Here is a 23,292-nt window from a genome sequence, read left to right as displayed (position 1 = left end):
TTTTTGATTATCATCAACGAGTGCCCACACAGATTGATAGGTTTATATTGTTAAAGAGCGTTCTTCGCTTGATTGCCGAGGCTTCCTTTGAAGAGGCGGCCATTCTAGCGAGATAATGGAAAGTGTCAAACACTTTATTAAATTATTTCGTCTTACTGATTTGACCTACTGATTGGCTGCTCGTTGGGCTTGAACCCTTACTGGCTGTACCGTGTCAGTGAGGCGGCATTATAGAGATCGCCGTCACGTTGGCAACCCCTTTTTACTGTTTTTTTTGATTTTCTGTTCGTTGGGATAATTTTTATTCAAAAAGAGTTGTTTTGACGCTATTTCTGTTTAATTTATCTTATGGCGTCAGTTATTAAAGGAGACGAGCATGTCATCAATTCGTAGTTATAAAGGAATATCCCCACAAATCGGACAGCGCGTCTATATAGATAGTAGCTCGGTGTTGGTTGGCGATATTGTTTTAGGCGATGATTCCAGCATATGGCCATTGGTTGCAGCCAGAGGCGATGTAAACCATATTCACATTGGCCAACGTAGCAACATTCAAGATGGCAGCGTACTGCACGTGACTCATAAAAACACCGAAAACCCGGATGGTTTTCCACTTATTATTGGCGATGACGTCACAATTGGCCATAAAGTGATGCTGCATGGTTGCGTAATCCATGATCGAGTCTTAATTGGCATGGGAGCAATTGTGCTCGATGGCGTAGTCGTTGAGTCGGAGGTGATGGTTGGAGCTGGCAGTTTAGTGCCACCAAACAAGGTATTGGTTAGCGGCTATCTTTATGTAGGATCCCCAGTGAAACAGATCCGCCCGCTAACAGATAAAGAGCGAGCTTTTTTGCTTAAATCTTCCGACAACTATGTGCAGAACAAAAATGACTATCTTACGAGTGTCAAAGAAAGCCATTAACTAAGCTTTAATCTCTATTTGTCCATCTAAATTGAACGCTTCATCTTCAATCAAGCTTTCAGCAAGCTCTTCAAGGTCAAATCGCCATTGTTCAAAAACTTGAATAGCTTGCTCGCCGTTAGTAATCATTTCACCAGACAGATGGCTCAGTACTGACTTGTGTACTGTACACTCGAGCAGAGCTCCCGCGTGTTGAGCAGGAAAAAGTACGCTTTGGCTTGCCGAGTGCCACGTTTGTCGGTCAGGAAATAAAATCGCTTGATTCATGATTAGCCTTCTAGATTTTTTCTCAGTTCTCTCAATATTTGTCGAGAACCCGGCCTGAGTCCGCGCCATAGCATAAAGCTCTCAGCAGCTTGCCCAACCAACATCCCCAAACCATCATAAGCATGAGCGCAATGATGACTTAATGCCCACTGATTGAATGTTGTTAATCCTTTGCCATACATCATGTCATAGGCCACACTGCTCTTACTGAAGATCGTCGGAGCGATATTTGGCAATTCACCATCCAAGCTGGCCGAGGTCGAGTTAATGATGAGGTCAAAATGTTGATTAATCTCTTCCAACGCGATTGCTTTTACCGCGCCAAAGGGGCTAAAAAGCGTGGCGAGCTGCTCGGCTTTTGCAAAGGTACGGTTGGTAATCACGAGACTTGCAGGGTGCTGATCGAGTAAGGGCTTAATCACGCCGCGCGCCGCGCCGCCAGCACCAATCACTAAAATAGAAGCGTCTCGTAGTGGCACTTGGTATTGAAGCAAATCTTGAACCAGACCTTCTCCATCGGTGTTATCACCGATAATTTCGCCATCATCTAATTTTTTCAGTGTATTGACCGCGCCTGCAAGTTGAGCTCGCTCGGTTAATCGATCCGCAAACTGATACGCTTCTTCTTTAAAAGGTACGGTAATGTTGCACCCTCGGCCACCGGAGGCAAAAAAGGTTTCAGCCGCTTGTTTAAAGCCATCTAGAGCCGCGAGTTGAGCGGTATAGTGCATTTCCTGACTGGTTTGCCGTGCAAAAAGTGTGTGGATCATCGGCGACTTACTGTGCCCAATCGGATTACCAAATACTGCATATTGATCAATGTGCTGAGCCATATCCTTGCCTCTCGATAATTAACAGGGCCACCTCGGCGACCCTATCATTGAAAATGTACCGCTGTCACCACTCCCTCGGCAGCAAGAAGGTGTTTAATTTCGCCTCTGCGCTGCCCTCTTCCGCTTGATAACGATATTGCCAACGAGCTAATGGCGGCATCGACATTAAAATCGATTCCGTTCGACCGCCACTTTGCAAACCAAACAATGTGCCGCGATCATACACTAAGTTGAACTCTACATAGCGACCACGGCGATAAAGTTGAAACTGGCGCTCTCTGTCACCGTACTCCATCGCTTGACGACGTTCAACAATCGGCAAATACGCAGCGGTGTATCCTTTACCGACAGCTTGCATATAAGCAAAACAGCGCTCAAATCCCCAAGCGTTTAAATCATCGAAAAATAGGCCACCAATACCGCGCGTTTCATTGCGATGAGGGAGGAAGAAATACTCATCGCACCACGATTTATGTTCGGCATACACTTTTTCACCAAAAGGAACACACAGTGCTTTCGCCGTGGCATGCCATGATTGAGCATCTTCTTCAAACGGATAGAAAGGCGTTAAGTCAAATCCTCCGCCAAACCACCAGATAGGATCTTCGCCTTCTTTTTCAGCGATGAAGAAACGAACATTGGCATGAGAAGTCGGAACATAGGGATTGTTTGGATGCATCACCAAAGAAACCCCCATCGCCTCAAAATGACGTCCAGCTAATTCAGGGCGATGCGCGGTCGCTGAAGCGGGCATTTGCTGCCCTTGCACATGCGAGAAATTCACGCCGCCTTGTTCAAAAACACGACCTTCTTTCATCACTCGAGTTCGCCCACCGCCTCCCAAACGCTCACTCGGTTCGCGATGCCATGCATCTTCTTCAAACAGTGCTTGGCCATCCGCTTGTTCAAGTTGCTGGCAAATGGAATCTTGCAGCTCAAGCAAAAATTGTTTGACGGCTTGCTTATCAATGGTTGGCATCGCTTACTTCCTTAGCAGGGTTAACCCTGTCTTAATACTTGTGAGGTTTTCGCGTCACGAATTTCACTGGGCTTATTTCGACCACCGGTTTGACCATCTAAAATCGCAGCCAGTTGCTCACCCAGTTGCGATTCAACTTCTTCCGTTGTCAGGCAAGGTGCAAGACCACTTAAATTCGCACTGGTCGAGGTTAATGGTTTTCCAAACGCATTGCATAGCTTTTGCACTAAAGGATGATCTGTCACACGTACGGCTATCGAATCAAATTGTCCACTCACCCAAGTAGAGACTTTATCACTGGTCGGCATTATCCATGTCACAGGGCCAGGCCAGGTGGCATGTACTCGTGCGAGCTGCTCTGGTGTCAACTGGCTCTCATCAATATAAGGAAGCAATTGTTCGTAAGAGGCCGCAATTAAAATCAACCCCTTTTCCACAGGACGCTGCTTGAGCGCTAAGAGCTTCTGAATGGCTTGCGGGTTATCTGGGTCACACCCAACCCCAAACACGCCTTCCGTTGGGTAGGCAATTACTTCACCGTCACGTAGAGCCTGCAAAGTGTGTTCAAAGTTATTCACAAAAACTGTCCATCGGTTTCTTTAATACAGTGTGGCTAAGTGTACAAACTTCGTTGAAAACTGGCTAAAGCTATTTGTTTATAAAATGTATCAATTGCACAATTAAGCTGACGCAAACGTTTTCCTAAGGAAAAAATACTCGTATAATGCGCGCAAATTATCCCGCTCACCCCATTTTTAGAAGTATTAAGGAGTTTGAGATGAAAGTCGGAATTATCATGGGTTCAAAATCCGATTGGCCCACAATGAAGCTAGCTGCTGACATGTTGGATCAATTTGGTGTGGCATACGAAACCAAAGTTGTCTCTGCTCACCGCACACCTCAACTTCTTGCCGATTACGCCACCAGCGCAAGAGAACGCGGCCTTAAAGTCATCATAGCTGGCGCAGGCGGAGCCGCACACCTGCCGGGCATGACGGCAGCGTTTACTAGCTTGCCGGTACTTGGCGTTCCCGTTCAGTCAAAGGCACTCAAAGGGATGGACTCTTTACTCTCGATTGTGCAAATGCCAAAAGGGATTGCGGTGGGCACCTTAGCTATTGGAGAGGCAGGCGCGGCCAATGCTGGGCTGCTTGCCGCGCAAATCATCGGCACCAGTGATGAGGCCGTCATGGCAAAAGTGGAAGCATTTCGTTTAGCACAAACTGAAGCGGTGTTGAGCCACCCTAACCCTGCAGAGGATTGATACTATGCACGTTTTAGTCTTGGGCGCTGGGCAACTGGCACGCATGATGGCGCTGGCTGGCGCTCCTCTGAACATTCAAATCTCCGCTTTTGATGTGGGCAGCGGTAACATCGTCCATCCTTTGACATTACACATCACTGGTCATGGTTTAGACAATGCGATCAAACAAGCGGATGTCATTACTGCTGAATTTGAGCATATTCCCCATGAAATTCTCACCGTTTGTGAGCAAAGTGGTAAGTTTCTTCCTAGCGTCGAAGCCATTAAAGCCGGAGGCGATCGCCGTCTTGAAAAAGCGCTACTCGATGAAGCCAACGCAAAAAATGCCCAATACTTTGTCATTAATACTCGTGAAGATTTAGATTCCGCGATAACCAACATCGGCCTGCCTATGGTTCTAAAAAGTGCACTGGGTGGCTATGACGGAAAGGGGCAATGGCGTTTAAAAGAAGCTGCACAAGCAGAGCTCATTTGGCCAGAAATGGAAGCCTGTATCCAAGCCACTCCGACTCAAGCGATAGTGGCAGAGCAGTTTGTCCCCTTTGATCGTGAAGTCTCGTTAGTCGGCGCGCGTGCCAAAGATGGCAGCATCGCGGTTTACCCGCTGGCAGAAAATGTGCACATTAACGGTGTACTAAGTTTATCAACGGCGATAGATGACCCAGCCTTGCAAGAGCAAGCACTGTCGATGTTTACCTCGGTTGCCGCTCGTCTCAATTATGTCGGTGTGCTAGCGCTCGAGTTTTTTGATGTGCAGGGAACATTGTTGGTGAATGAAATTGCACCACGAGTCCATAACTCTGGTCACTGGACACAGCAAGGCGCAGAAACCTGCCAATTTGAGAATCACCTTCGCGCAGTATGTGGCTTACCTTTAGGCAGCACGAAGTTACTTCGCCCAACCGCGATGATTAATATTTTGGGTGAGGACAATTTACCAGAAGCCGTGATGACGATTGAAGGCTGCCACATTCATTGGTATGGCAAAGAGAAACGTGCTGGGCGCAAAATGGGCCATATTAATGTCAGTGCAGATTACAACGCGCAGTTGCAACGAAAGCTCTGTTGCTTGGCTGAAGTGCTTGATGCGACAACGTATCCAGCCTTGCACCATTTTGTTCAAGCGCTCAAGCAGACTCTCTAAAATAAACCTAATTGACGATAAATCCGGATAAAAAATGGCACGTTCAATGTGCCATTTTCATATGCCGCCACTTTACTCTGTGGCGGATTGAATATGACCACATTTTCGATCAGCACATTGCAGCTTGATACCACTAGCGAGTTTTTTCTCTATCAATAATCCAAACCCACATTTTTCGCATTTACCGGCAACAGGTTGCTGATTGAGGGCAAACTTGCATTTAGGGTAATTATCGCAAGCATTAAAAGTTTTACCATGGCGCGTTTTTCGCTCCACTAAATGGCCTTTCAAACATTCAGGGCAAAGCTGTTTTGACTGAGGGACATTGTCTGCAGGGGAATCTGTATCTTGGATATGGTGGCAATGCGGATAATGGCTACACCCGATAAACATGCCATAACGACCTTGGCGTAACACTAATTCATGGCCACACTCTGGGCATGGCACACCCAACTCCTTAACGATATGACCATCATTTTGCTGCAGCGGTTTAATATAGTCACAATTGGGATAATGGTTACAGCCTAAAAACAGCCCATGCTTACCCTGACGAAGCTGTAATTGACCACCACATTGCGGACAAGGCTCATGCTGCAGCGCTTGTCCATGCGCTGAAAAAAGGGGGGACTCGGTTTTACGACTCATAATGCTCAACTAAACGAACGGCTGCAATCAATGCAAAATACCTTGATCTTTGGTGTATAGCAGCTCTTCCATAAGCGTGTAAGCATTTTCATTTCCCGGTACATTAAATAGCACCATCAAAATGATCCACTTTAAGTCATCCAATTCAAATTCATTGGTTTCTAAACCCATCACTCGATCAATCACCATTTCACGAATTTCAGGGGTTAATACTTTCACTTGTTCAAGGAACAATAAAAAACCTCGGCTTTCAAGATCCAGCCTGTCCATCTCTTGTACTGTGTACATCCGCATCGAAGTCGCAGCACTGGTTGCCATCGCTGAATGAGCATCGGTTTGTTGCAATGCCGCAAGCTCTTCTAACCAATTCAGGGCCTTATAGATATCTTTCTGGTGAAAACCGGCTCGAAGCAATTCATCTTCAAGCTCATCTTGATCGACTTGCAAATCTACATCGCTATGGACGTAGGTTTCAAATAGATACATCAATATATCCATCATCATAGCTAACCCTTCCCCTTACGAATATAGCCGCCAGAAACGGCAACAACATGACCTGAAAGCTCAAGTTCTAAAAGCTGCATCATGACTTCATGGACAGGTATATGGGTCCTGCTCGCAAGAATATCAACAGGCGTAGCCTCTACTCCTACGTTAGCTAACAGTTCAGCAAATGGCAATTGCTGATCGCTCTGTACAGAAAATAAATCAGGTTGAGGCTGCTTTTGGCGCAATGACCAGTCTACTAAGGTGCCGATTTCAGATAATACTTGTTCACTGTTTTGCACCAAGCACGCCCCACAACGAATAAGTTGATTACTACCGTGGCAATTTGGGTTAGCAATGGAGCCCGGAATAACAAACACATCTCGCCCTTGCTCAGCCGCATAGCGCGCCGTGATCAACGAGCCACTTTTCTCCGCCGCTTCCACCACTAAAACACCAACCGCTAACCCGCTGATAATGCGATTTCGCCGCGGAAAGTTATCCGGTCTTGGTTTGGCTTTGGGACGAAATTCCGAGACTAATGCTCCGCTTTCCATCACCCGTTGCGCTAATTTTTTATGTCGCGCTGGGTAAATAGATTCAAGGCCCGAACCGAGCACGGCTATCGTCTCACCACCCGCTTGCAACGCACCGTCATGAGCATGTCCATCAATACCTAATGCCAAACCACTGGTGACAAGCAAGCCCTGTTGCACAAATTCTCGCGCAAACTGATGAGCAACTCGTTGGCCATCAGGGCTCGCATTACGACTGCCGACGATCGCCATTTGCGGATCAGAGAGTGCTGTTATTCGTCCTTTGACAAATAAAACCGGAGGTGCGGTAGCAATTTCTTTTAGTAAAGAAGGGTAACCATCGCAAAATGGAGTAAGGATATGATGAGACTCATTAGCTTGCTGCCAACTTAGGCATTCTTCAACTTCTTGAGGGGCCGTCTCGCGCAGATAACGGATTTGATCTTGAACTAGACCCAACGCGGCTAACTCCCGCTCGGAATAGTCAATTAAATGAGCAAGAGAAGCGACGCTAGCAAGACGAGAAAGTTTCTTGCCACCCAATTTTGGCACAAAGCTGAATGCTAGCCACGCCGCTAATTCGTTCTGCTCCATCAGCTTGCAGTATCATCCTTAACCATCGAATCCGTATCGGCTTGTTCATTTAGCTCGATTGTTAGCTCTGGTTTGAGCGGCGAAACCGCGATTACACTTTTACCAATCGGCACACAGCTATCGGTAATCAAAGCCAAGCTAAAATATTCATAAGGTCGAATGACCATCAAACTGCCCACCAAGCTGCTTGGTAATTGCAGGGTTTCATCAAGGTTCTGTTGGTGCTGTCCTTTTTTTCCAGACACTTTAGAACCGGCTTGAATCAAATCAAACATCGTCCCTTGACGCAGTTGATCTGCAAGGCCTTTATCGATCACAACTACCTGATTCTGCGCCGAATACTCACTACCCTCCAACGATCCGAGGATATGCGTTTCAGCTTGTAGTCGCGATGGCGATGGGGAAAAAGTGGTTGAAAGCGTTAAGGTTTCGACGCCCACTTCAGGCAGGGCAATATCATTGACTCTTATCTCTTGTTGCTGTGCGGTGATGGTTAGCCCGCTAAAAGCCTCATCAGCGGAGACCAATTCACCAGTAGCAATCAAACGCAAAGCAACCATGGTTTTATTTTTCGCGGCGGCATCACGACGAGAAAACTCAGCGATTTCACGATAAATACCCCATTTGGGGTGAGTCTGTTGCCCGCTTATGTAGAGCGTATCTTGCGCCGTCAGGTATTGTTTACCGTCGCTGGCACCGAGCACACGCTGGCTTTCTTGTAATGTTTGCTTATCCAGTAAGCGATCCGTATGCAGATACGGCAACACTAATCCCTCTTGCACCGTCGGAACCGCTTTTTTCTCAAGCACACGCACTTTCGGACTCAACTTGACCATAGGTTTTAAACTCAACACCGGCTGTCCGTTACGCCAGACTAAGGTCAGCTTATCGCCGGGATAAATCAAATGCGGGTTATCGATCTCTGGGTTAATTTGCCATAAACGTGGCCACAACCACGGGTTATCAAGATAGAGCGCAGAAATATCCCACAAGGTATCTCCTTTGACGACCGTGTATGTCTGCGGGGCATTTGCTTTGACGGTGAGCGCCATATCCTCCGCAGCCAACGCATTAACGACCAATGACAACGGTAAAAAAACACACACTAAATAACGAATAAATCGTGACATGACCTCTGTTCCTTGGCCGAAATAAGTAAGGATGAATCAGATTATTAACATTTGGATGCTGTCATTTGGGTCATAAAATGTCTAGAATTGAGCCAACAAGCTTTAAGCTGTTTCGGCACAGTTCAATATTTCGAGTGTATATGTCTGTATTACAAGTATTAACATTCCCAGATGATCGTCTTCGTACCGTGGCAAAACCGGTAGAGAAAGTGACACCTGAGATCCAAAAAATCGTCGATGACATGATTGAGACTATGTACGACGAGGACGGTATCGGCCTTGCCGCAACGCAAGTCGATATTCACCAACGCATCGTTGTGATCGATATTTCAGAGAATCGCGACCAGCCAATGGTTCTGATTAACCCTGAAATCTTAGAGAAACGCGGTGAAGATGGCATTGAAGAAGGCTGTCTGTCGGTCCCGGGCTCACGCGCCCTTGTTCCTCGCGCAGCAGAAGTCACAGTCAAAGCGTTAGATCGTGATGGCAACGAATTCTCATTTGAAGCGGATGACCTTTTAGCCATTTGTGTTCAACACGAGCTTGATCACTTACAAGGCAAACTGTTTGTGGATTACCTTTCGCCATTAAAGCGTAAGCGTATTAGAGATAAGCTAGAGAAAATCAAACGCTATAACGAAAAAAACTAACTTAAGTGAGGTTACCTTGAGCCAATCATTACGCATTGTGTTTGCAGGTACTCCGGACTTCGCCGCCCGTCATTTGGCGGCGTTGTTGTCTTCGGAGCATGAGGTTATCGCGGTGTACACTAAGCCCGATAGCCCGGCAGGGCGCGGTAAAAAACTGACCGCCAGCCCAGTGAAACAGATGGCCGTTGAGCACAATATTGCTGTGTATCAGCCAGAGAACTTTAAGAGCGACGAAGCCAAGCAAGCGCTCGCCGATCTCAACGCGGATTTAATGGTAGTGGTCGCCTACGGATTACTGCTACCGAAGGCTGTACTTGATATGCCAAGGCTTGGCTGTATTAACGTACACGGTTCCATTCTGCCACGGTGGCGTGGTGCCGCACCGATCCAACGCTCGATCTGGGCCGGAGACAGTGAAACGGGTGTAACCATCATGCAAATGGATGTCGGCCTAGATACGGGCGATATGCTCAAAATTGCTAAGCTGCCGATTGAGGCAACAGACACCAGCGCTTCTATGTATGACAAACTGTCCGAGTTAGGCCCACAAGCGTTGGTAGAATGCATCGCCGATATCGCCAGTGGCAAAGCGATTGCCACTCAACAAGATGATACATTGGCTAACTACGCACAAAAACTTAGCAAAGAAGAAGCCAAAATCGATTGGTCAGCGGATGCTGCTTTTATTGAACGCTGCGTGCGTGCTTTTAATCCATGGCCAATGAGCCATTTTGATGTGGCTGAGAACAGCATTAAAGTGTGGCAAAGTCGCGTTGAAGCACAAACCAGCGACCACCCTGCAGGCACGATTATTCAAGCCGATAAATCGGGTATTTATGTGGCAACCGGCAACGGCTTACTGGTGCTTGAGCAGTTGCAGGTGCCGGGTAAAAAAGCGATGTCAGTGCAAGACATTCTCAATTCGCGCGCAAGCTGGTTTGAAGTCGGCACACAACTTAGCTAAACCTTAACGAGGGCAGAGATGCCCTCATTGATTTTCATTTATTTAAAGTCGGTACTTCTATGAATGTTCGCGCAGCTGCGGCTAACGTGTTGTTTCAAGTGGTTGATAAAGGCCACTCACTTTCTCACGCACTTCCTGCGGCGCAAAAAACCATCCGCCCAAGAGACCACGCTCTGTTGCAAGAGATCTGCTATGGGGCTTTGCGTTATTTGCCTCGTTTGGAATCAATTGCCAATGAGCTAATGGACAACCCACTGAAAGGGAAAAAGCGGGTTTTTCACCATCTTATTTTAGTTGGTATCTACCAGTTGAGCTTTATGCGCATTCCCGCTCACGCCGCAGTAGCCGAGACGGTTGAAGGCACCAAAACATTGCGCGGTGAAAATTTAGGTGGACTAATCAACGCCGTATTGCGCAGCTACTTGCGCGATCAAGAAGCACTGGACGCTATCGCCGTTAGCCACAACGCAGGCAAATATGGCCACCCAAGTTGGCTACTTAAACTGTTACAACAAGCGTACCCAGAACAGTGGGAAACGGTTGTGCAAGCGAACAATCAAAAAGCGCCAATGTGGTTGCGCGTCAACCGTCAGCACCACACTCGTGATGAATATCTTGCACTACTAGCTAGCGAAAATATCGAGTGCAGCGTGCACTCTCACGCCGCCGACGCAATAAAACTCGCTGCACCTTGCGATGTAACGCTTTTACCCGGTTTTGATCGTGGTTGGGTATCGGTGCAAGATGCCGCTGCGCAGTTAGCGATTGACTACCTTCAACCTAAAGCAGGCGAGCTGATTTTAGATTGCTGCGCCGCCCCAGGGGGTAAAACCGCGCACATCCTGGAGCACACACACGATACTGAAGTGGTTGCGATTGACAGCGATGCAACCCGCCTTGAACGCGTCTATGACAACTTAGAACGCCTGCAACTTCGCGCTGATGTGATCTGCGGTGATGCTCGTTATCCTGAAGAGTGGTGGCATGGCGAACAATTTGACCGAATTTTATTAGATGCACCTTGCTCTGCCACTGGGGTTATTCGCCGTCATCCAGACATCAAATGGCTACGTCGTGGTAGCGATATTGAGGCATTGGCTCAATTACAAAGCGAAATACTGGACGCAATGTGGAAGCAATTAAAAGTCGGTGGCACTATGGTTTACGCAACCTGCTCAGTCACTCCACAAGAAAACAGCTTGCAGGTCAAAGCCTTCTTAGAACGAACTCATAACGCTCAATTAGTGGGTTCCGATCGTGAGCAGCCGGGGCGTCAGATACTCCCCGGAGAAGAAGATATGGACGGTTTTTACTACGCAGTATTAACCAAACAAGCGTAAATTCGACGCACATTGGCAGCATTACTGCTGCCTTTTCAGTGGCCGATATTCGGCAGGTAGAAAGAGAACAGAGTATGAAAATCATTATTCTTGGTGCAGGTCAGGTCGGTGGCACACTGGCCGAAAACTTGGTCGGCGAGAACAATGACATCACCATTGTCGACAAAAATAGTGACCGCTTGCGCGAGCTGCAAGACAAGTACGATTTGCGGGTGATTCATGGCCACGCCAGCCACCCTGATGTACTGCGTGAAGCGGGCGCACAGGACGCGGACATGCTGGTTGCGGTCACCAATACCGACGAAACCAACATGGCGGCATGCCAGGTGGCGTTCTCTTTGTTTAATACGCCCAACCGAATTGCGCGTATTCGTTCTCCTGAATATCTGCTTGAAAAAGAGACTTTGTTTCAGTCAGGCGCGATCCCGGTGGATCACCTCATCGCTCCTGAAGAGCTAGTGACGAGCTATATTGAACGGTTGATCCAATACCCCGGCGCACTGCAAGTAGTGAGTTTTGCCGAAGAGAAAGTGAGCCTAGTGGCTGTGAAAGCTTACTACGGCGGGCCATTGGTGGGTAATGCTCTTTCAGCGCTACGTGAACACATGCCGCACATTGATACCCGCGTCGCGGCCATTTTCCGCCAAGGTCGGCCGATTCGCCCGCAAGGCACTACCATTATTGAAGCTGACGATGAAGTGTTCTTCGTGGCCGCCAGTAATCATATTCGCTCGGTCATGAGTGAGCTACAGCGGCTGGAAAAAACCTATCGTCGTATCATGATTGTTGGCGGGGGTAACATTGGGGCAAGCTTAGCTAAACGTTTAGAGCACAGCTACAGCGTTAAACTGATTGAGCGTAATTACCCACGTGCAGAGCAGTTATCGGAAGAGTTAGAAAACACCATAGTATTTTGTGGTGATGCGGCGGACCAAGAGCTGCTAGCCGAAGAGAACATCGACCAAGTCGATGTATTTATTGCGCTCACCAACGAAGATGAAACCAACATCATGTCCGCCATGCTCGCCAAGCGTATGGGCGCGAAAAAAGTGATGGTACTTATCCAGCGTGGCGCGTATGTCGACCTCGTACAAGGCGGCGTGATTGATGTCGCGATTTCACCCCAACAAGCCACCATTTCCGCACTGCTGACTCACGTACGTCGTGCCGATATCGTTAACGTCTCTTCGCTACGACGTGGCGCAGCAGAGGCGATTGAGGCAATTGCACATGGCGACCAAAACACCTCTAAAGTGGTGGGACGCGCAGTGGGTGATATTAAACTGCCACCGGGCACAACCATTGGCGCGATTGTGCGTGGTGAAGAAGTGTTAATCGCCCATGACCGCACTATTATCGAGCAAGATGATCACGTGGTGATGTTCTTAGTGGATAAAAAGTACGTGCCCGATGTGGAAGCCTTGTTCCAACCTAGCCCATTTTTCCTATAGGTCATTGGCGTCATGCTGAATTTACGCCCCATTTCATTCGTTATAGGACTCGTGCTGTCTAAGCTCGCCCTATTTATGTATGTGCCGACACTGGTCGCTTTTTTTACCGGTACGGGTGGCTTCCTTGATTTTGCTCAAGCGGTCATCATCACCCATATTGTCGCCTTTATCTGCTTAAGCTTGGGGCGTACCGCGCACTTTAAGCTCAGCGTGCGCGATATGTTTCTCATCACCAGCTTAGTGTGGACGGTTGCCAGCGCTTTCGCGGCGCTCCCTTTCGTCTTTATCAACCACATCAGCTTTACCGACGCCTACTTTGAAACCATGTCAGGGTTAACCACTACAGGTTCAACCGTGCTCAGTGGCCTTGATAATATGCCGCCCAGCATCTTGTTGTGGCGTTCTATTCTGCAATGGCTTGGTGGGGTTGGGTTTATCGTAATGGCGGTAGCGGTATTACCAATGCTCAATGTGGGTGGGATGAAATTGTTCCAAACCGAATCGTCAGATTGGTCCGATAAAAGTAGCCCACGCGCCAAAACTGTCGCGAAAAATATTGTGCTGGTCTATTTGGTACTGACCTTACTGTGCTTGATTGGCTACATCCTCACTGGCATGACGCTTTTTGAAGCGATCAACCACTCATTCACCACCTTGTCGACTGGTGGATATTCCACCTCCGACGGTTCGATGAACCACTTCTCAAACGGTGCACATTGGGTAGCAACGCTGTTTATGTTTTTGGGGGGCTTACCCTTTCTACTGTTTGTCGCTGCGGCCCGAAAACAAAATATCAAAGTGATCATAAAAGACGCACAAGTTCGCGGATTTGCTTATCTTTTCCTAATTGCCAGTCTCATCATTGCGTTGTGGCTGAATCTCAAACTAGGCTACTACTGGTTGGACGCCCTGCGAGTGGCGATGTTTAATATCGTTTCAGTGGTCACGACTACTGGTTTTGGTTTGGAAGATTTCACCGCCTGGGGCGCACTGCCAAGCACGCTGTTCATCTTCTTAATGTCAGCAGGAGCTTGTTCCGGCTCAACCTCTGGTGGGATTAAAGTGTTCCGCTTCCAAATTGCGATGACGCTGCTCAATAAACAAATTATGAAGTTGGTCCATCCATCAGGCATCTTCGTACAGCGCTATAATCATCGTCCGGTTAATGATGATATTGTCCGCTCAGTCGTCGCTTTTGGTTTAACCTTTTTTATCACTGTCATTGCTATCGCAGGCGCGCTCAGTGCAATGGGCCTTGATCCTGTCACCAGCATTTCAGGTTCCATCACAGCAGTGGCCAACGTTGGTCCCGGAATGGGCTCAGTGATTGGTCCAACGGGCAACTTCGCACCACTGCCTGACGCAGCAAAGTGGGTTCTGAGCTTAGGGATGTTGATGGGGCGTTTAGAAATTTTGACGATTATCGTTCTGTTTTTCCCTGCATTTTGGCGACGTTAAGATGAAGACAATACCTGTGATAATGATGCTGTTAAGCATGACAGCAAGCGCAGCATCTTGCGCGCAAGTTCTGACCTTAGAAGATGGCCGCCAAGTGAAACTCAATGATGATTTCACATGGCAATATGTTGAACCGCTATCAATGGCGCCGGAAACCGTCATTCATGCGGCCCCTATTACTCAAAAAGCCCGAGCAACCACCTTTGAGATGGGGAGTGAAAAACCTATTTTACAACTGTCAGATTCTGGAGTGGAAGTGGTACTCGGCGCGGCTTACTACCAAGGAGATACACTCGTTATCCCAACAGCCATCACCAATCAAAGCTCGCAATCTGTCATTGCGGTGGTGCTCAGCATCACTCTTTATGACGAGCAAGGTCAACCACTGCTCACTCAGCAGTTACCCATTTGGCAATCCATTAAACGGATGGCTGATAGCTATTTACGCCCACAAACTCAAGCGCAAGGAAAGCCGATTACCCTTCAGGTTGATCGCCAGCAAGGTTATCAAATTTCGGCCAACATTGAGCGGGTTGAAATGCGTTAAGCACTTACTGGGTGAACAAAAAGGTAAACCGCAAAAAAGTGACAAGCACTGCCACCTAGCACGAATAAATGCCAAATCGCATGGTTATAGGGAATGCGTTTCGCTACATAAAAAATCACCCCGAGCGAATAAACCAAACCACCAACAGCAAGTAGCACCAAACCACCGACCTCGATATTGAGGGCCAGTTGGTAGATCACAACCAAGGATAACCACCCCATCGCCAAATAAGTCACTAGTGAGAACTTTTTAAAACGGTAGACAAAGGCAATTTTCATGATGATACCGAGCAGCGCCAGCAGCCAGATCACCACCATAAGACCTATCGCCAAAGGAGTGCGAAGGCTAACCAACAAAAAGGGTGTGTAACTTCCGGCAATCAGTAGATAAATGGCACAGTGGTCGAACGTTTTTAGCCAGCGTTTGGCTTTCGGTGTCGCAACGGAGTGATACAGCGTTGAAGCAAGGAATAACGCTATCATGCTGCCACCATAGAGACTCATGCTGATATAAGTCAATGCATCGGCCTGCGCACTTGTTGCCTTGATCAGCAGCAAGACTAAACCGACAAAACTAAGCAATAGCCCCAAACCATGACTCAGTGCATTCGCCCGTTCTTCACCAGCACCATAGCCGTCATTGTCAACAGCAGACATAAACACCATACCAAAAGCAAAAAAATGTGGGCTTAGTATTGCACAACTCAGCTTACAGTCGTAAGCCTAAATACAAATTTCGTAACGAAACGGGTATCAAGGAGAGCGATAAATCGCGAGTTTTTGTAAACGAAATAGGTACCTCCTATTTAACAAAACGCGATGTAATGCCGATCAGATGACAAACTCAACCAAGCATCTCACACAATTTTAAGCTTTATTTGCAAGAATATTCATCTCAACAATCGTTCAACTATCGATCAATTCAAAACTTGGTGCTAATCTAACTACGATATGAAAGCATATCGTTATTCCTGAATCATTATTTGGATTGGCGAGAGCCAGAAGAGCCACCCTTCAATTATGAAGCTCAACTCATGGTGATTCAGGCCATTAGATTGGCAATGGATGTGCCTGACCGTTAGGTTAATGAATGCGCCCAACAGCTGTCAGGTTTTCGCACACAAACCGTAGTGCAATGCGTCGTCGTAGTGGTTTTGCTGCTGCTCCGACTGCAAAAAAAGTCGCTCCAGCAATGACTTTAGTTGAAAAAAATGCCCTTACTGCATCGAGCACAACTAATGTTGTTCAGGCAGCATAATTAAAAAGCGCAGCTAAACCCTGCGCTTTTTCTTTGCGCTCAATTGGACTTCAATCCGCAATTTGGTACCTTTACTCAAAATACTTATAAAAATTGGGGAAAAGAGAATGCAATGTCATCGAATTGAAGAGCTAATTGAACTACTTGCGCCTGAATGGCAAAAAGATCAGCAGCTCAACTTAATGCAATTCATCACCAAACTGGCTCAAGAAGCGGGTTATAAAGGACCTTTAGAAGCACTCACGGATGATGTATTGATCTACCATCTAAAAATGCGCAACAGCGCCAAAGACGAAATGATTCCTGGCCTGAAGAAAGATCAGGAAGATGATTTTAAAACAGCCATTTTACGCGCGCGTGGCATCATAAAATGATGTAACCCCTGTGATAGTGATCAAGATAGCGGCCTTATTAGGTCGCTTTTTTATTATTAGCGATAAGCCTCACGAGTTGAGGCTTTATTGTTAAAGGTTGATAGTGTTAAAGAAATAAAATTGTTATTGGCGTTATACTTGCCGCTTAATAAATAAAGATTGAACAATGATAATTTCTCATCTTGGTATTGTACCCAAAGAGAAAACAGCAATGTCGCAGAGTGTGAACTAAAAGAAATCACACCTTACAGCCCAACAAGGATCATTTCATGAGTCAGGACAAAATCGATATAAAGGATGTGACTCCTAAAATATTCAACCCCAAAACTCACAAAGGCAACGGTGACCGTTTTAACCCCAGCAACCGTATTTATGTGCGCGAAAGTAAAGGTACTTATCAACAACTCCGCCGCTATGGTGGCTGGTTTTTACTGCTGCTTTTTACTTTAGTACCGTGGATCTCTTATGGTGATCGCCAAGCGATTTTGCTCGATATCGGCCATCAGCAATTTAACTTTTTCGGCACCACACTTTACCCACAAGACTTAACTCTACTGGCCCTGTTGTTTATGATTGCGGCATTCGGCCTGTTTTTTATTACCACTTTTCTTGGCCGTGTCTGGTGTGGCTATCTGTGCCCGCAAACTGTGTGGACATTTATCTACATTTGGTTTGAAGAAAAACTCGAAGGCGCCGCCAATAAACGCCGCAAGCAGGACTCAGGAAAACTCACAGCTAATCTTGCTATAAGAAAAGCCATCAAACACATTGCTTGGCTGGCGATTGCACTCGGTACTGGTTTTACTTTTGTCGGCTATTTCGTCCCGGTACGCGAACTCGTGGTGAACTTTTTCACACTCGATGAAAGTTTCTGGCCCGTCTTCTGGGTACTCTTTTTCACCCTTTGTACTTACGGAAATGCAGGCTGGATGCGTTCGATCGTCTGCATCCATATGTGTCCTTATGCTCGCTTTCAGTCTGCGATGTTTGACAAAGATACCTTTATTGTTGGCTATGACAGCAAACGCGGTGAAACTCGTGGGCCACGCGCTCGTAAAGCCGATCACAGAGCACTCGGTTTAGGTGACTGCATTGATTGTGATTTGTGCGTACAAGTGTGTCCGACTGGCATCGATATTCGTGATGGCTTGCAGTACGAATGCATTAACTGCGGCGCTTGTATTGATGCGTGCGATACCACGATGGAACGTATGGGCTATGAAAAAGGGCTCATCAGCTATACCACGGAGCACCGCCTCTCCGGTCACCACACTAAAATATTGCGCCCCAAATTACTTGGCTATGGCGCTGTGCTACTAATGATGTGTGGCCTTTTTGTGGCACAAGTGGCCAGTGTTGATCCGGTCGGCTTGAGTGTATTGCGTGATAGAAACCAGCTATTTAAAACCAACAGCAATGGTGAAATTGAGAACACTTACACCTTGAAAGTCATCAACAAAACTCAGCAAACGCAAGAGTATAAGCTTGACGTGAAAGGGCTATCGGACGTCTCTTGGTATGGTAAACAAACCATCCAAGTCAAACCAGGAGAGGTATTGAACCTACCAACCAGCCTTGGCGTCGCTCCTGACAAACTCAGCTCTCCTATAGCGACGATTCAGTTTATACTCACGGACAGTAACCAATTCACGATAGAAGTTGAGAGCCGCTTTATTAATAAACTCTAACTTCGTAACGAATGGAAAAGGGCTCAGTAATGGGCCCTTTTTAATCATGACCAAAGCTTCTTTCCATTTTGATGCACTCACCCCTGATACCATGTGGTATGCCTTAGAAAGCATCGGCATTCGTGCTGAATCAGGATTTCTGGCACTCAACAGTTACGAAAACCGCGTTTATCAATTCATCGATGAAGAACGCCAACGATATGTGGTGAAATTCTATCGACCTCAGCGCTGGAGTGTTGAGCAAATTCAAGAGGAGCACGATTTCACACGCGAGCTGTACGCGGCGGAAATTCCGATTGCTGAGCCATTACTCATCAACGGTGCAACCTTACATCACTATCAGGGCTATCATTTCGCGCTGTTTAACAGTGTGGGTGGGCGGCAGTTTGAAGTGGACAATATGGACCAATTAGAAGGCGTGGGCCGGTTTCTTGGACGCATTCATCACATCAGTGCCACTCGTACTTTTGTTCATCGCCCGACCATCAGCTTAGATGAGTATCTTTATCAACCCAAAAAGCTATTGGAAAATGCGTCCTTCATACCTCAGCACTTGCAAAATACCTTTTTCAGTGACTTATCGTTATTGATCAACAAAATTGAACAGCAATGGCCAGCAAAATCCGCGGCCATCCGCTTGCATGGTGATTGCCATCCAGGCAATATTTTGTGGCGAGATGGGCCCATGTTTGTCGATTTAGACGATGCTCGCAATGGACCAGCAGTACAGGATTTGTGGATGCTACTCAATGGCGAATTGCAAGATAAGCGAATGCAGTTGGACATTATCTTAGAGTCGTATCAAGAGTTTCACGATTTTAATCCAGCCGAATTGAAACTAATTGAACCGTTACGCGGTCTACGAATGGTGCATTACATGGCATGGTTGGCCAAACGATGGCAGGACCCTGCTTTTCCACTCGCCTTCCCTTGGTTTAATGACCCTAAATATTGGGAAAGCCAAGTGCTTGCGTTTAAAGAACAAATAGCAGCATTAGACGAGCCAACACTCTCACTAATGCCACAATGGTAAGTCACCTTGAAGCAATAAATGGAGTACACAATGAAGAAGCTTTTTGCACTGGTTGCAACCTTACTGCTGAGCTTATCGGCTCATGCAGCCCAATTTAAAGAAGGTGAGCATTATAAAGTGCTTGATCTTGAACCCTCTAAAAATCCAACCGTGACGGAGTTTTTCTCCTTTTACTGCCCACACTGCAATACCTTTGAGCCGATCATCGCCCAACTGAAAAAGCAGCTCCCACAAGGGGTTACTCTGCAGAAAAACCATGTTTCTTTTATGGGTGGCTCTATGGGTAAATCAATGAGTAAAGCTTACGCCACCATGCTTGCCCTCAAAGTTGAAGACAAAATGGTGCCCGTGATGTTTAACCGCATCCACACGATGCGCAAACCACCAAGAGATGATGCGGATCTACGTCAAATCTTCCTAGACGAAGGCATTGATGCAGCAAAATTTGATGCCGCCTTTAATGGTTTTGCCGTCGATTCAATGGTGCGCCGCTTTGACAAACAGTTCCAAGAAAGCGGCCTTTCAGGTGTGCCTGCTGTCGTGGTTAACAATCATTATTTGGTGCAGGGACAAGGTGTTAAATCGACCAATGAATACTTCGAACTGGTCAATTACCTACTGACCAAGTAATCATTCAAAAATGAGGAGCAACGGCTCCTCATTTTTACTTAATCAAGTTCAACCTTGCAGCACTTTCTCATACAACCAATATTGAAAAACAAGCCATCGCAGCACAAAACTGTGTATGCCTAAGACAAGACTCACCCTTCATTCATAAAACGGTCAGATTAGTTTTATCGTGTCGTCATCCAAGTTTATTCATATACTTAACCACTATTGAATCAAAGTATGGAAACTCCTAATGAATAAATACCTGTCCATGACGCTTGTTAGCGCTCTGGCTTTTCATGTATCTGCCGAACTGGCTCCAAAAACAGGTTTAAGTGGTGAGATTGCCATTAATACTATTTTTGCATCTTCCCAATCATCATTTGATACGGGTGGAGATGAGCGTATTACATCACTCGAAACAAAGAGTAGCCGGCAGTCAAACTTTGCCGTTGGGCCTTTGGGTAACCTTGCTTACACCTTCGGGGACAAACGTCAACAACAGGTTTATCTAGGCACCTCACGTGATGATATTGCCGTCGGCACTTTAGCGCTTCAGCTGGGGTATCAATATGAGATGGAGACAGGTACCGTGGTTGATGTGGCTTTTTTGCCGACCGTGATGTCTGGAAAAACCTGGGCTAACCCTTACCAACTAAACAGTCAGCGCCAAGAAACCGATGAGTCAGGAAATGCCTACCGATTAACATTCAATAGTATTCAAGGCAGCCCATGGACTATCGATGTCGCTTACGCGACCAAAGAGATCGACAACGATCAGTTTCCAAGCCCTGAACTGGCTCGTGATGGTAAAAGTTACTACCTAAAAGGGCAGTACCGTTACTCTCTGAGCCCAACCAGTTTGTTACAGCCCTCCATCACTTATATCAACCACCAAGCGGATGGCGACGCCAATACTCATCACTCTTACGCCGCCGATCTCTCCTACTTCACGTTTATCAATCGCCATAAACTGGCGCTGACCGCTGGTTATACCAAGCGCGACTATCAAGGTGGAAATTCACTGTTTAATCACACTGTGCGTAATGACGATGAACTGAGCCTATTCTTCGCGTACGAATACAGCCAATTTATGGATTGGGATGATTGGTCATTAATCGCTTTAGCCGGTTATAACCAATCGAGCTCAAACCTCTCGTTTTACGACGAATCGTCTCTCTTTACAGCGCTAGGGTTAAATTACCAATTTTAAGTTCATTACACCGCTTGTGCGGTCAGTTGTTTCAACAAGCGGTCCATCGCTCGATAGCCGAGCGCTTCCGCTAGATGGGGCTTAGCAATCTGCTCGGCCCCTTCTAAATCAGCAATCGTACGCGCCACTTTGATAATGCGATGATACGCGCGGATGGAGAGCCCTAGGCGGTGCAGTGCATTTTCCAAAAATTCGGCGTCAGCCTTACTTAAAGGGCAATACTGTTCAATTTCTCGGCTCCCCAACAAAGCATTAACCTTACCATTACGAATCACCATCCGTTCACGAGCAATCAACACTCTTTCTTTAACCACAGCCGTTGCTTCACCTCTTTCGCCGCCATTTGCCAGCATTCCTTTGGGAAGCGAGGGGATTTCTATCGACATGTCAAAGCGATCAAGCAGTGGCCCCGATAAGCGTCCCAAATAGCGCAAAATACTCTGCGGGTTGGCTCTGGCTTGCGTGCCTTCGTAATAGCCGGTTGGGCTGGGGTTCAACGCTCCCACTAATTGAAAGCGAGCTGGAAAACGCGTTTTGCCTTGCGCTCTTGAAATAATAATTTCACCTGACTCTAATGGCTCACGCAATGAGTCGAGCACTTTTCGTTCAAATTCCGGCATTTCATCAAGAAACAATAACCCATTGTGTGCCAAAGAAATTTCCCCCGGCCTAGGAATAGAACCGCCACCGACCAGCGCCGCCATTGAACTGGAATGATGAGGCGAGCGAAATGGCCTTTGCTTCCAGTTGTGCTGGTTGATGTCTTGTGGAGTCAGAGAAGCAACCGAAGCAGTTTCCATCGCTTCATCTTCATTCATTTCTGGTAATAAATCACACAACCGAGAGGCAAGCATGGTTTTACCCGTTCCGGGTGGACCGAGAAAAAGCAGGTTATGGTTGCCCGCAGCTGCGATTTCTAACGCTCGCTTTCCTTGCTGTTGACCAATGATATCTTGCAGATCGCGAGTATTTTTCGCTCGGCATGGTTTAGGTTCGGTTTGAAAAAGAGAGAGGGTTTGCTGGCCACACAAATCAGCACACACCTCAAGCAGTGTTTGCGCCGATTTATGCTGATCTTTTGCCACTAACGCAGCTTGATCACCATTATCATGAGGCACAACCAAACAGCGCTTGGCTCGATTCGCAGCTAAAGCGGCGGGTAATACACCTTTAACAGGACGCAACTCACCAGATAAGGCTAATTCACCAATAAACTCATACCCATCTAACTTCGTTAGCGCTATCTGCTGTGAGGCCGCCAAAATACCCAACGCGATCGGTAAATCAAATCGACCACCCTCTTTGGGGAGATCCGCCGGCGCTAGATTGACCGTAATACGCTTGGCGGGAAACTCAAAGCGGGAATTAATGATAGCGCTGCGCACGCGATCACGAGACTCTTTGACCGTCGTTTCAGGCAAGCCGACCAACGTAAAACCGGGCATACCATTGCTAATATGTACTTCAACTGTCACTGTCGGTGCTTGCACGCCAACACTGGCTCGGCTGTGAATAATTGCGAGTCCCATTTCATTCCTTCGTGGTTATTTAAAAAGTGTTCGTTGTGTTTCTGCGCCCTTATTTGCACACGAGAGATTGTTATATAGCTTGTTGTGATGCTGAAAGAATGTGAAAAAAGAATGAGTTTTTGCTTGTCATTTAACGGAATTGTGTGTTACCACTAGAGACGCAAACAATTTCGTAAGATATTACGCCAACTATTTTAAGAATTAAGTGATGAATTTGAACGCTCACATTAACCTACTGCTAAGCCTGATTATCGTGGTCATTATTGATTCCGCGCGGGGGCTAGTGGGCGCAAAATAACCACCAGATTCAAAAGACCCCCGCACTGAAAAGTCCGGGGGTTTTTTTACAACTATTAAACTAAAAAGTTCATACTGG

The 23,292-nt window shown here is 46.9% G+C and carries 24 protein-coding genes; 14 read left to right on the top strand and 10 right to left on the bottom strand.

Going from position 1 to position 23,292, the window contains the following annotated elements; translation table 11 throughout:
• Nucleotides 1-376: 376 nt before the first annotated feature.
• Nucleotides 377-925 carry a gamma carbonic anhydrase family protein gene (locus AACQ42_RS08395; RefSeq protein WP_013855523.1) on the top strand — a complete coding sequence of 183 codons (549 nt, stop codon included), beginning with the start codon at nucleotides 377-379 and terminating at the stop codon, nucleotides 923-925.
• Here the strand turns inward: AACQ42_RS08395 and AACQ42_RS08390 are convergent, their stop codons facing one another.
• The 4 genes from AACQ42_RS08390 to AACQ42_RS08375 form a co-directional block, all read right to left on the bottom strand.
• On the bottom strand, nucleotides 926-1,192 hold the full coding sequence (locus AACQ42_RS08390; protein ID WP_010319906.1) for a DUF1488 family protein: 267 nt from the start codon (nucleotides 1,190-1,192) through the stop codon (nucleotides 926-928).
• 2 nt (nucleotides 1,193-1,194) lie between these two features.
• A complete protein-coding gene (aroE, locus tag AACQ42_RS08385; protein ID WP_017043691.1) occupies nucleotides 1,195-2,025 on the bottom strand; it encodes a shikimate dehydrogenase in 831 nt (276 codons plus the stop codon).
• Between the two features lie 64 nt (nucleotides 2,026-2,089).
• Nucleotides 2,090-3,004 (bottom strand): oxygen-dependent coproporphyrinogen oxidase, encoded by a 915-nt coding sequence (gene hemF, locus AACQ42_RS08380; protein ID WP_010319908.1) that lies wholly within the window; start codon nucleotides 3,002-3,004, stop codon nucleotides 2,090-2,092.
• 20 nt (nucleotides 3,005-3,024) lie between these two features.
• Nucleotides 3,025-3,582: an L-threonylcarbamoyladenylate synthase gene (locus AACQ42_RS08375; RefSeq protein WP_094123314.1), complete on the bottom strand. Its 558-nt coding sequence runs from the start codon at nucleotides 3,580-3,582 to the stop codon at nucleotides 3,025-3,027.
• Between the two features lie 200 nt (nucleotides 3,583-3,782).
• Here AACQ42_RS08375 and purE point away from each other — a divergent pair, with 200 nt between their 5' ends.
• Nucleotides 3,783-4,268, top strand: coding sequence for a 5-(carboxyamino)imidazole ribonucleotide mutase (gene purE / locus AACQ42_RS08370; protein WP_010319910.1), 486 nt, complete (start codon nucleotides 3,783-3,785; stop codon nucleotides 4,266-4,268).
• Between the two features lie 4 nt (nucleotides 4,269-4,272).
• Nucleotides 4,273-5,412 (top strand): 5-(carboxyamino)imidazole ribonucleotide synthase, encoded by a 1,140-nt coding sequence (locus AACQ42_RS08365; protein ID WP_094166130.1) that lies wholly within the window; start codon nucleotides 4,273-4,275, stop codon nucleotides 5,410-5,412.
• Between the two features lie 72 nt (nucleotides 5,413-5,484).
• On the opposite strand, the gene AACQ42_RS08360 is transcribed toward AACQ42_RS08365, so the two are convergent.
• From AACQ42_RS08360 to AACQ42_RS08345, 4 genes are read right to left on the bottom strand one after another with little or no spacing between them, the layout of a single operon-like run.
• Entirely contained in the window at nucleotides 5,485-6,057 is a 573-nt protein-coding gene (locus AACQ42_RS08360; RefSeq protein WP_010319912.1) for a DNA topoisomerase family protein, read from the bottom strand.
• 27 nt (nucleotides 6,058-6,084) lie between these two features.
• Nucleotides 6,085-6,561, bottom strand: coding sequence for a DUF494 family protein (locus AACQ42_RS08355; protein ID WP_094166129.1), 477 nt, complete (start codon nucleotides 6,559-6,561; stop codon nucleotides 6,085-6,087).
• A 2-nt stretch (nucleotides 6,562-6,563) separates the two neighbouring features.
• Nucleotides 6,564-7,673: a DNA-processing protein DprA gene (dprA, locus tag AACQ42_RS08350; RefSeq protein WP_017048702.1), complete on the bottom strand. Its 1,110-nt coding sequence runs from the start codon at nucleotides 7,671-7,673 to the stop codon at nucleotides 6,564-6,566.
• Entirely contained in the window at nucleotides 7,673-8,803 is a 1,131-nt protein-coding gene (locus AACQ42_RS08345; protein ID WP_094166128.1) for a LysM peptidoglycan-binding domain-containing protein, read from the bottom strand. Before AACQ42_RS08345 ends, dprA begins: the two co-directional genes overlap by 1 nt.
• 140 nt (nucleotides 8,804-8,943) lie before the next feature.
• Here AACQ42_RS08345 and def point away from each other — a divergent pair, with 140 nt between their 5' ends.
• The 6 genes from def (at nucleotide 8,944) to AACQ42_RS08315 (ending at nucleotide 15,213) form a co-directional block, all read left to right on the top strand.
• Nucleotides 8,944-9,453 (top strand): peptide deformylase, encoded by a 510-nt coding sequence (def, locus tag AACQ42_RS08340; RefSeq protein ID WP_043004842.1) that lies wholly within the window; start codon nucleotides 8,944-8,946, stop codon nucleotides 9,451-9,453.
• Nucleotides 9,454-9,469: 16 nt separating this feature from the next.
• Nucleotides 9,470-10,417, top strand: coding sequence for a methionyl-tRNA formyltransferase (gene fmt, locus AACQ42_RS08335; RefSeq protein ID WP_094166127.1), 948 nt, complete (start codon nucleotides 9,470-9,472; stop codon nucleotides 10,415-10,417).
• A gap of 59 nt (nucleotides 10,418-10,476) precedes the next feature.
• Nucleotides 10,477-11,757 carry a 16S rRNA (cytosine(967)-C(5))-methyltransferase RsmB gene (gene rsmB, locus AACQ42_RS08330; RefSeq protein WP_094125643.1) on the top strand — a complete coding sequence of 427 codons (1,281 nt, stop codon included), beginning with the start codon at nucleotides 10,477-10,479 and terminating at the stop codon, nucleotides 11,755-11,757.
• A gap of 74 nt (nucleotides 11,758-11,831) precedes the next feature.
• Nucleotides 11,832-13,208, top strand: a complete 1,377-nt coding sequence (trkA, locus tag AACQ42_RS08325; protein ID WP_026027554.1) for a Trk system potassium transporter TrkA — start codon at nucleotides 11,832-11,834, stop codon at nucleotides 13,206-13,208.
• Nucleotides 13,209-13,220: 12 nt separating this feature from the next.
• Nucleotides 13,221-14,666: a TrkH family potassium uptake protein gene (locus AACQ42_RS08320; RefSeq protein ID WP_094166126.1), complete on the top strand. Its 1,446-nt coding sequence runs from the start codon at nucleotides 13,221-13,223 to the stop codon at nucleotides 14,664-14,666.
• A gap of 1 nt (nucleotide 14,667) precedes the next feature.
• Nucleotides 14,668-15,213 carry a DUF3157 family protein gene (locus AACQ42_RS08315; protein ID WP_094166125.1) on the top strand — a complete coding sequence of 182 codons (546 nt, stop codon included), beginning with the start codon at nucleotides 14,668-14,670 and terminating at the stop codon, nucleotides 15,211-15,213.
• Here AACQ42_RS08315 and trhA read toward each other — a convergent pair.
• Entirely contained in the window at nucleotides 15,210-15,869 is a 660-nt protein-coding gene (gene trhA, locus AACQ42_RS08310; protein ID WP_088720688.1) for a PAQR family membrane homeostasis protein TrhA, read from the bottom strand. The two genes, AACQ42_RS08315 and trhA, sit on opposite strands and share 4 nt — an antisense overlap.
• Before the next feature lie 708 nt (nucleotides 15,870-16,577).
• Here trhA and AACQ42_RS08305 point away from each other — a divergent pair.
• The 5 genes from AACQ42_RS08305 (at nucleotide 16,578) to AACQ42_RS08285 (ending at nucleotide 21,387) form a co-directional block, all read left to right on the top strand.
• Nucleotides 16,578-16,844, top strand: coding sequence for a YihD family protein (locus AACQ42_RS08305; protein ID WP_029189868.1), 267 nt, complete (start codon nucleotides 16,578-16,580; stop codon nucleotides 16,842-16,844).
• A gap of 269 nt (nucleotides 16,845-17,113) precedes the next feature.
• A complete protein-coding gene (ccoG, locus tag AACQ42_RS08300) occupies nucleotides 17,114-18,532 on the top strand; it encodes a cytochrome c oxidase accessory protein CcoG (protein ID WP_094166124.1) in 1,419 nt (472 codons plus the stop codon).
• A 46-nt stretch (nucleotides 18,533-18,578) separates the two neighbouring features.
• Nucleotides 18,579-19,565, top strand: a complete 987-nt coding sequence (locus tag AACQ42_RS08295) for a serine/threonine protein kinase (RefSeq protein WP_026027553.1) — start codon at nucleotides 18,579-18,581, stop codon at nucleotides 19,563-19,565.
• Between the two features lie 30 nt (nucleotides 19,566-19,595).
• Nucleotides 19,596-20,195, top strand: a complete 600-nt coding sequence (locus AACQ42_RS08290) for a thiol:disulfide interchange protein DsbA/DsbL (protein ID WP_026028316.1) — start codon at nucleotides 19,596-19,598, stop codon at nucleotides 20,193-20,195.
• A gap of 232 nt (nucleotides 20,196-20,427) precedes the next feature.
• Nucleotides 20,428-21,387, top strand: coding sequence for a DUF2860 domain-containing protein (locus AACQ42_RS08285; RefSeq protein WP_094166122.1), 960 nt, complete (start codon nucleotides 20,428-20,430; stop codon nucleotides 21,385-21,387).
• Nucleotides 21,388-21,392: 5 nt separating this feature from the next.
• On the opposite strand, the gene AACQ42_RS08280 is transcribed toward AACQ42_RS08285, so the two are convergent.
• On the bottom strand, nucleotides 21,393-22,916 hold the full coding sequence (locus AACQ42_RS08280) for a YifB family Mg chelatase-like AAA ATPase (protein WP_094166121.1): 1,524 nt from the start codon (nucleotides 22,914-22,916) through the stop codon (nucleotides 21,393-21,395).
• Nucleotides 22,917-23,292 lie beyond the last annotated feature (376 nt).

Origin of the sequence: Vibrio sp. V12_P9A6T4 (genome assembly GCF_963874835.1) — a bacterium.
In the GTDB taxonomy this organism is placed as follows: domain Bacteria; phylum Pseudomonadota; class Gammaproteobacteria; order Enterobacterales; family Vibrionaceae; genus Vibrio; species Vibrio anguillarum.
This window is presented reverse-complemented; position numbering and strand designations above follow the sequence as displayed.

Bases quoted from the DNA above. Each gene is read 5' to 3' on its own strand.
- AACQ42_RS08395 (WP_013855523.1), top strand. From the start codon at position 377: ATGTCATCAATTCGTAGTTATAAAGGAATATCCCCACAAATCGGACAG.
- AACQ42_RS08390 (WP_010319906.1), bottom strand. From the start codon at position 1,192: ATGAATCAAGCGATTTTATTTCCTGACCGACAAACGTGGCACTCGGCA.
- aroE (WP_017043691.1), bottom strand. From the start codon at position 2,025: ATGGCTCAGCACATTGATCAATATGCAGTATTTGGTAATCCGATTGGG.
- hemF (WP_010319908.1), bottom strand. From the start codon at position 3,004: ATGCCAACCATTGATAAGCAAGCCGTCAAACAATTTTTGCTTGAGCTG.
- purE (WP_010319910.1), top strand. From the start codon at position 3,783: ATGAAAGTCGGAATTATCATGGGTTCAAAATCCGATTGGCCCACAATG.
- AACQ42_RS08365 (WP_094166130.1), top strand. From the start codon at position 4,273: ATGCACGTTTTAGTCTTGGGCGCTGGGCAACTGGCACGCATGATGGCG.
- AACQ42_RS08360 (WP_010319912.1), bottom strand. From the start codon at position 6,057: ATGAGTCGTAAAACCGAGTCCCCCCTTTTTTCAGCGCATGGACAAGCG.
- AACQ42_RS08355 (WP_094166129.1), bottom strand. From the start codon at position 6,561: ATGATGATGGATATATTGATGTATCTATTTGAAACCTACGTCCATAGC.
- dprA (WP_017048702.1), bottom strand. From the start codon at position 7,673: ATGGAGCAGAACGAATTAGCGGCGTGGCTAGCATTCAGCTTTGTGCCA.
- AACQ42_RS08345 (WP_094166128.1), bottom strand. From the start codon at position 8,803: ATGTCACGATTTATTCGTTATTTAGTGTGTGTTTTTTTACCGTTGTCA.
- def (WP_043004842.1), top strand. From the start codon at position 8,944: ATGTCTGTATTACAAGTATTAACATTCCCAGATGATCGTCTTCGTACC.
- rsmB (WP_094125643.1), top strand. From the start codon at position 10,477: ATGAATGTTCGCGCAGCTGCGGCTAACGTGTTGTTTCAAGTGGTTGAT.
- trkA (WP_026027554.1), top strand. From the start codon at position 11,832: ATGAAAATCATTATTCTTGGTGCAGGTCAGGTCGGTGGCACACTGGCC.
- AACQ42_RS08320 (WP_094166126.1), top strand. From the start codon at position 13,221: ATGCTGAATTTACGCCCCATTTCATTCGTTATAGGACTCGTGCTGTCT.
- AACQ42_RS08315 (WP_094166125.1), top strand. From the start codon at position 14,668: ATGAAGACAATACCTGTGATAATGATGCTGTTAAGCATGACAGCAAGC.
- trhA (WP_088720688.1), bottom strand. From the start codon at position 15,869: ATGTCTGCTGTTGACAATGACGGCTATGGTGCTGGTGAAGAACGGGCG.
- AACQ42_RS08305 (WP_029189868.1), top strand. From the start codon at position 16,578: ATGCAATGTCATCGAATTGAAGAGCTAATTGAACTACTTGCGCCTGAA.
- ccoG (WP_094166124.1), top strand. From the start codon at position 17,114: ATGAGTCAGGACAAAATCGATATAAAGGATGTGACTCCTAAAATATTC.
- AACQ42_RS08295 (WP_026027553.1), top strand. From the start codon at position 18,579: ATGACCAAAGCTTCTTTCCATTTTGATGCACTCACCCCTGATACCATG.
- AACQ42_RS08290 (WP_026028316.1), top strand. From the start codon at position 19,596: ATGAAGAAGCTTTTTGCACTGGTTGCAACCTTACTGCTGAGCTTATCG.
- AACQ42_RS08285 (WP_094166122.1), top strand. From the start codon at position 20,428: ATGAATAAATACCTGTCCATGACGCTTGTTAGCGCTCTGGCTTTTCAT.
- AACQ42_RS08280 (WP_094166121.1), bottom strand. From the start codon at position 22,916: ATGGGACTCGCAATTATTCACAGCCGAGCCAGTGTTGGCGTGCAAGCA.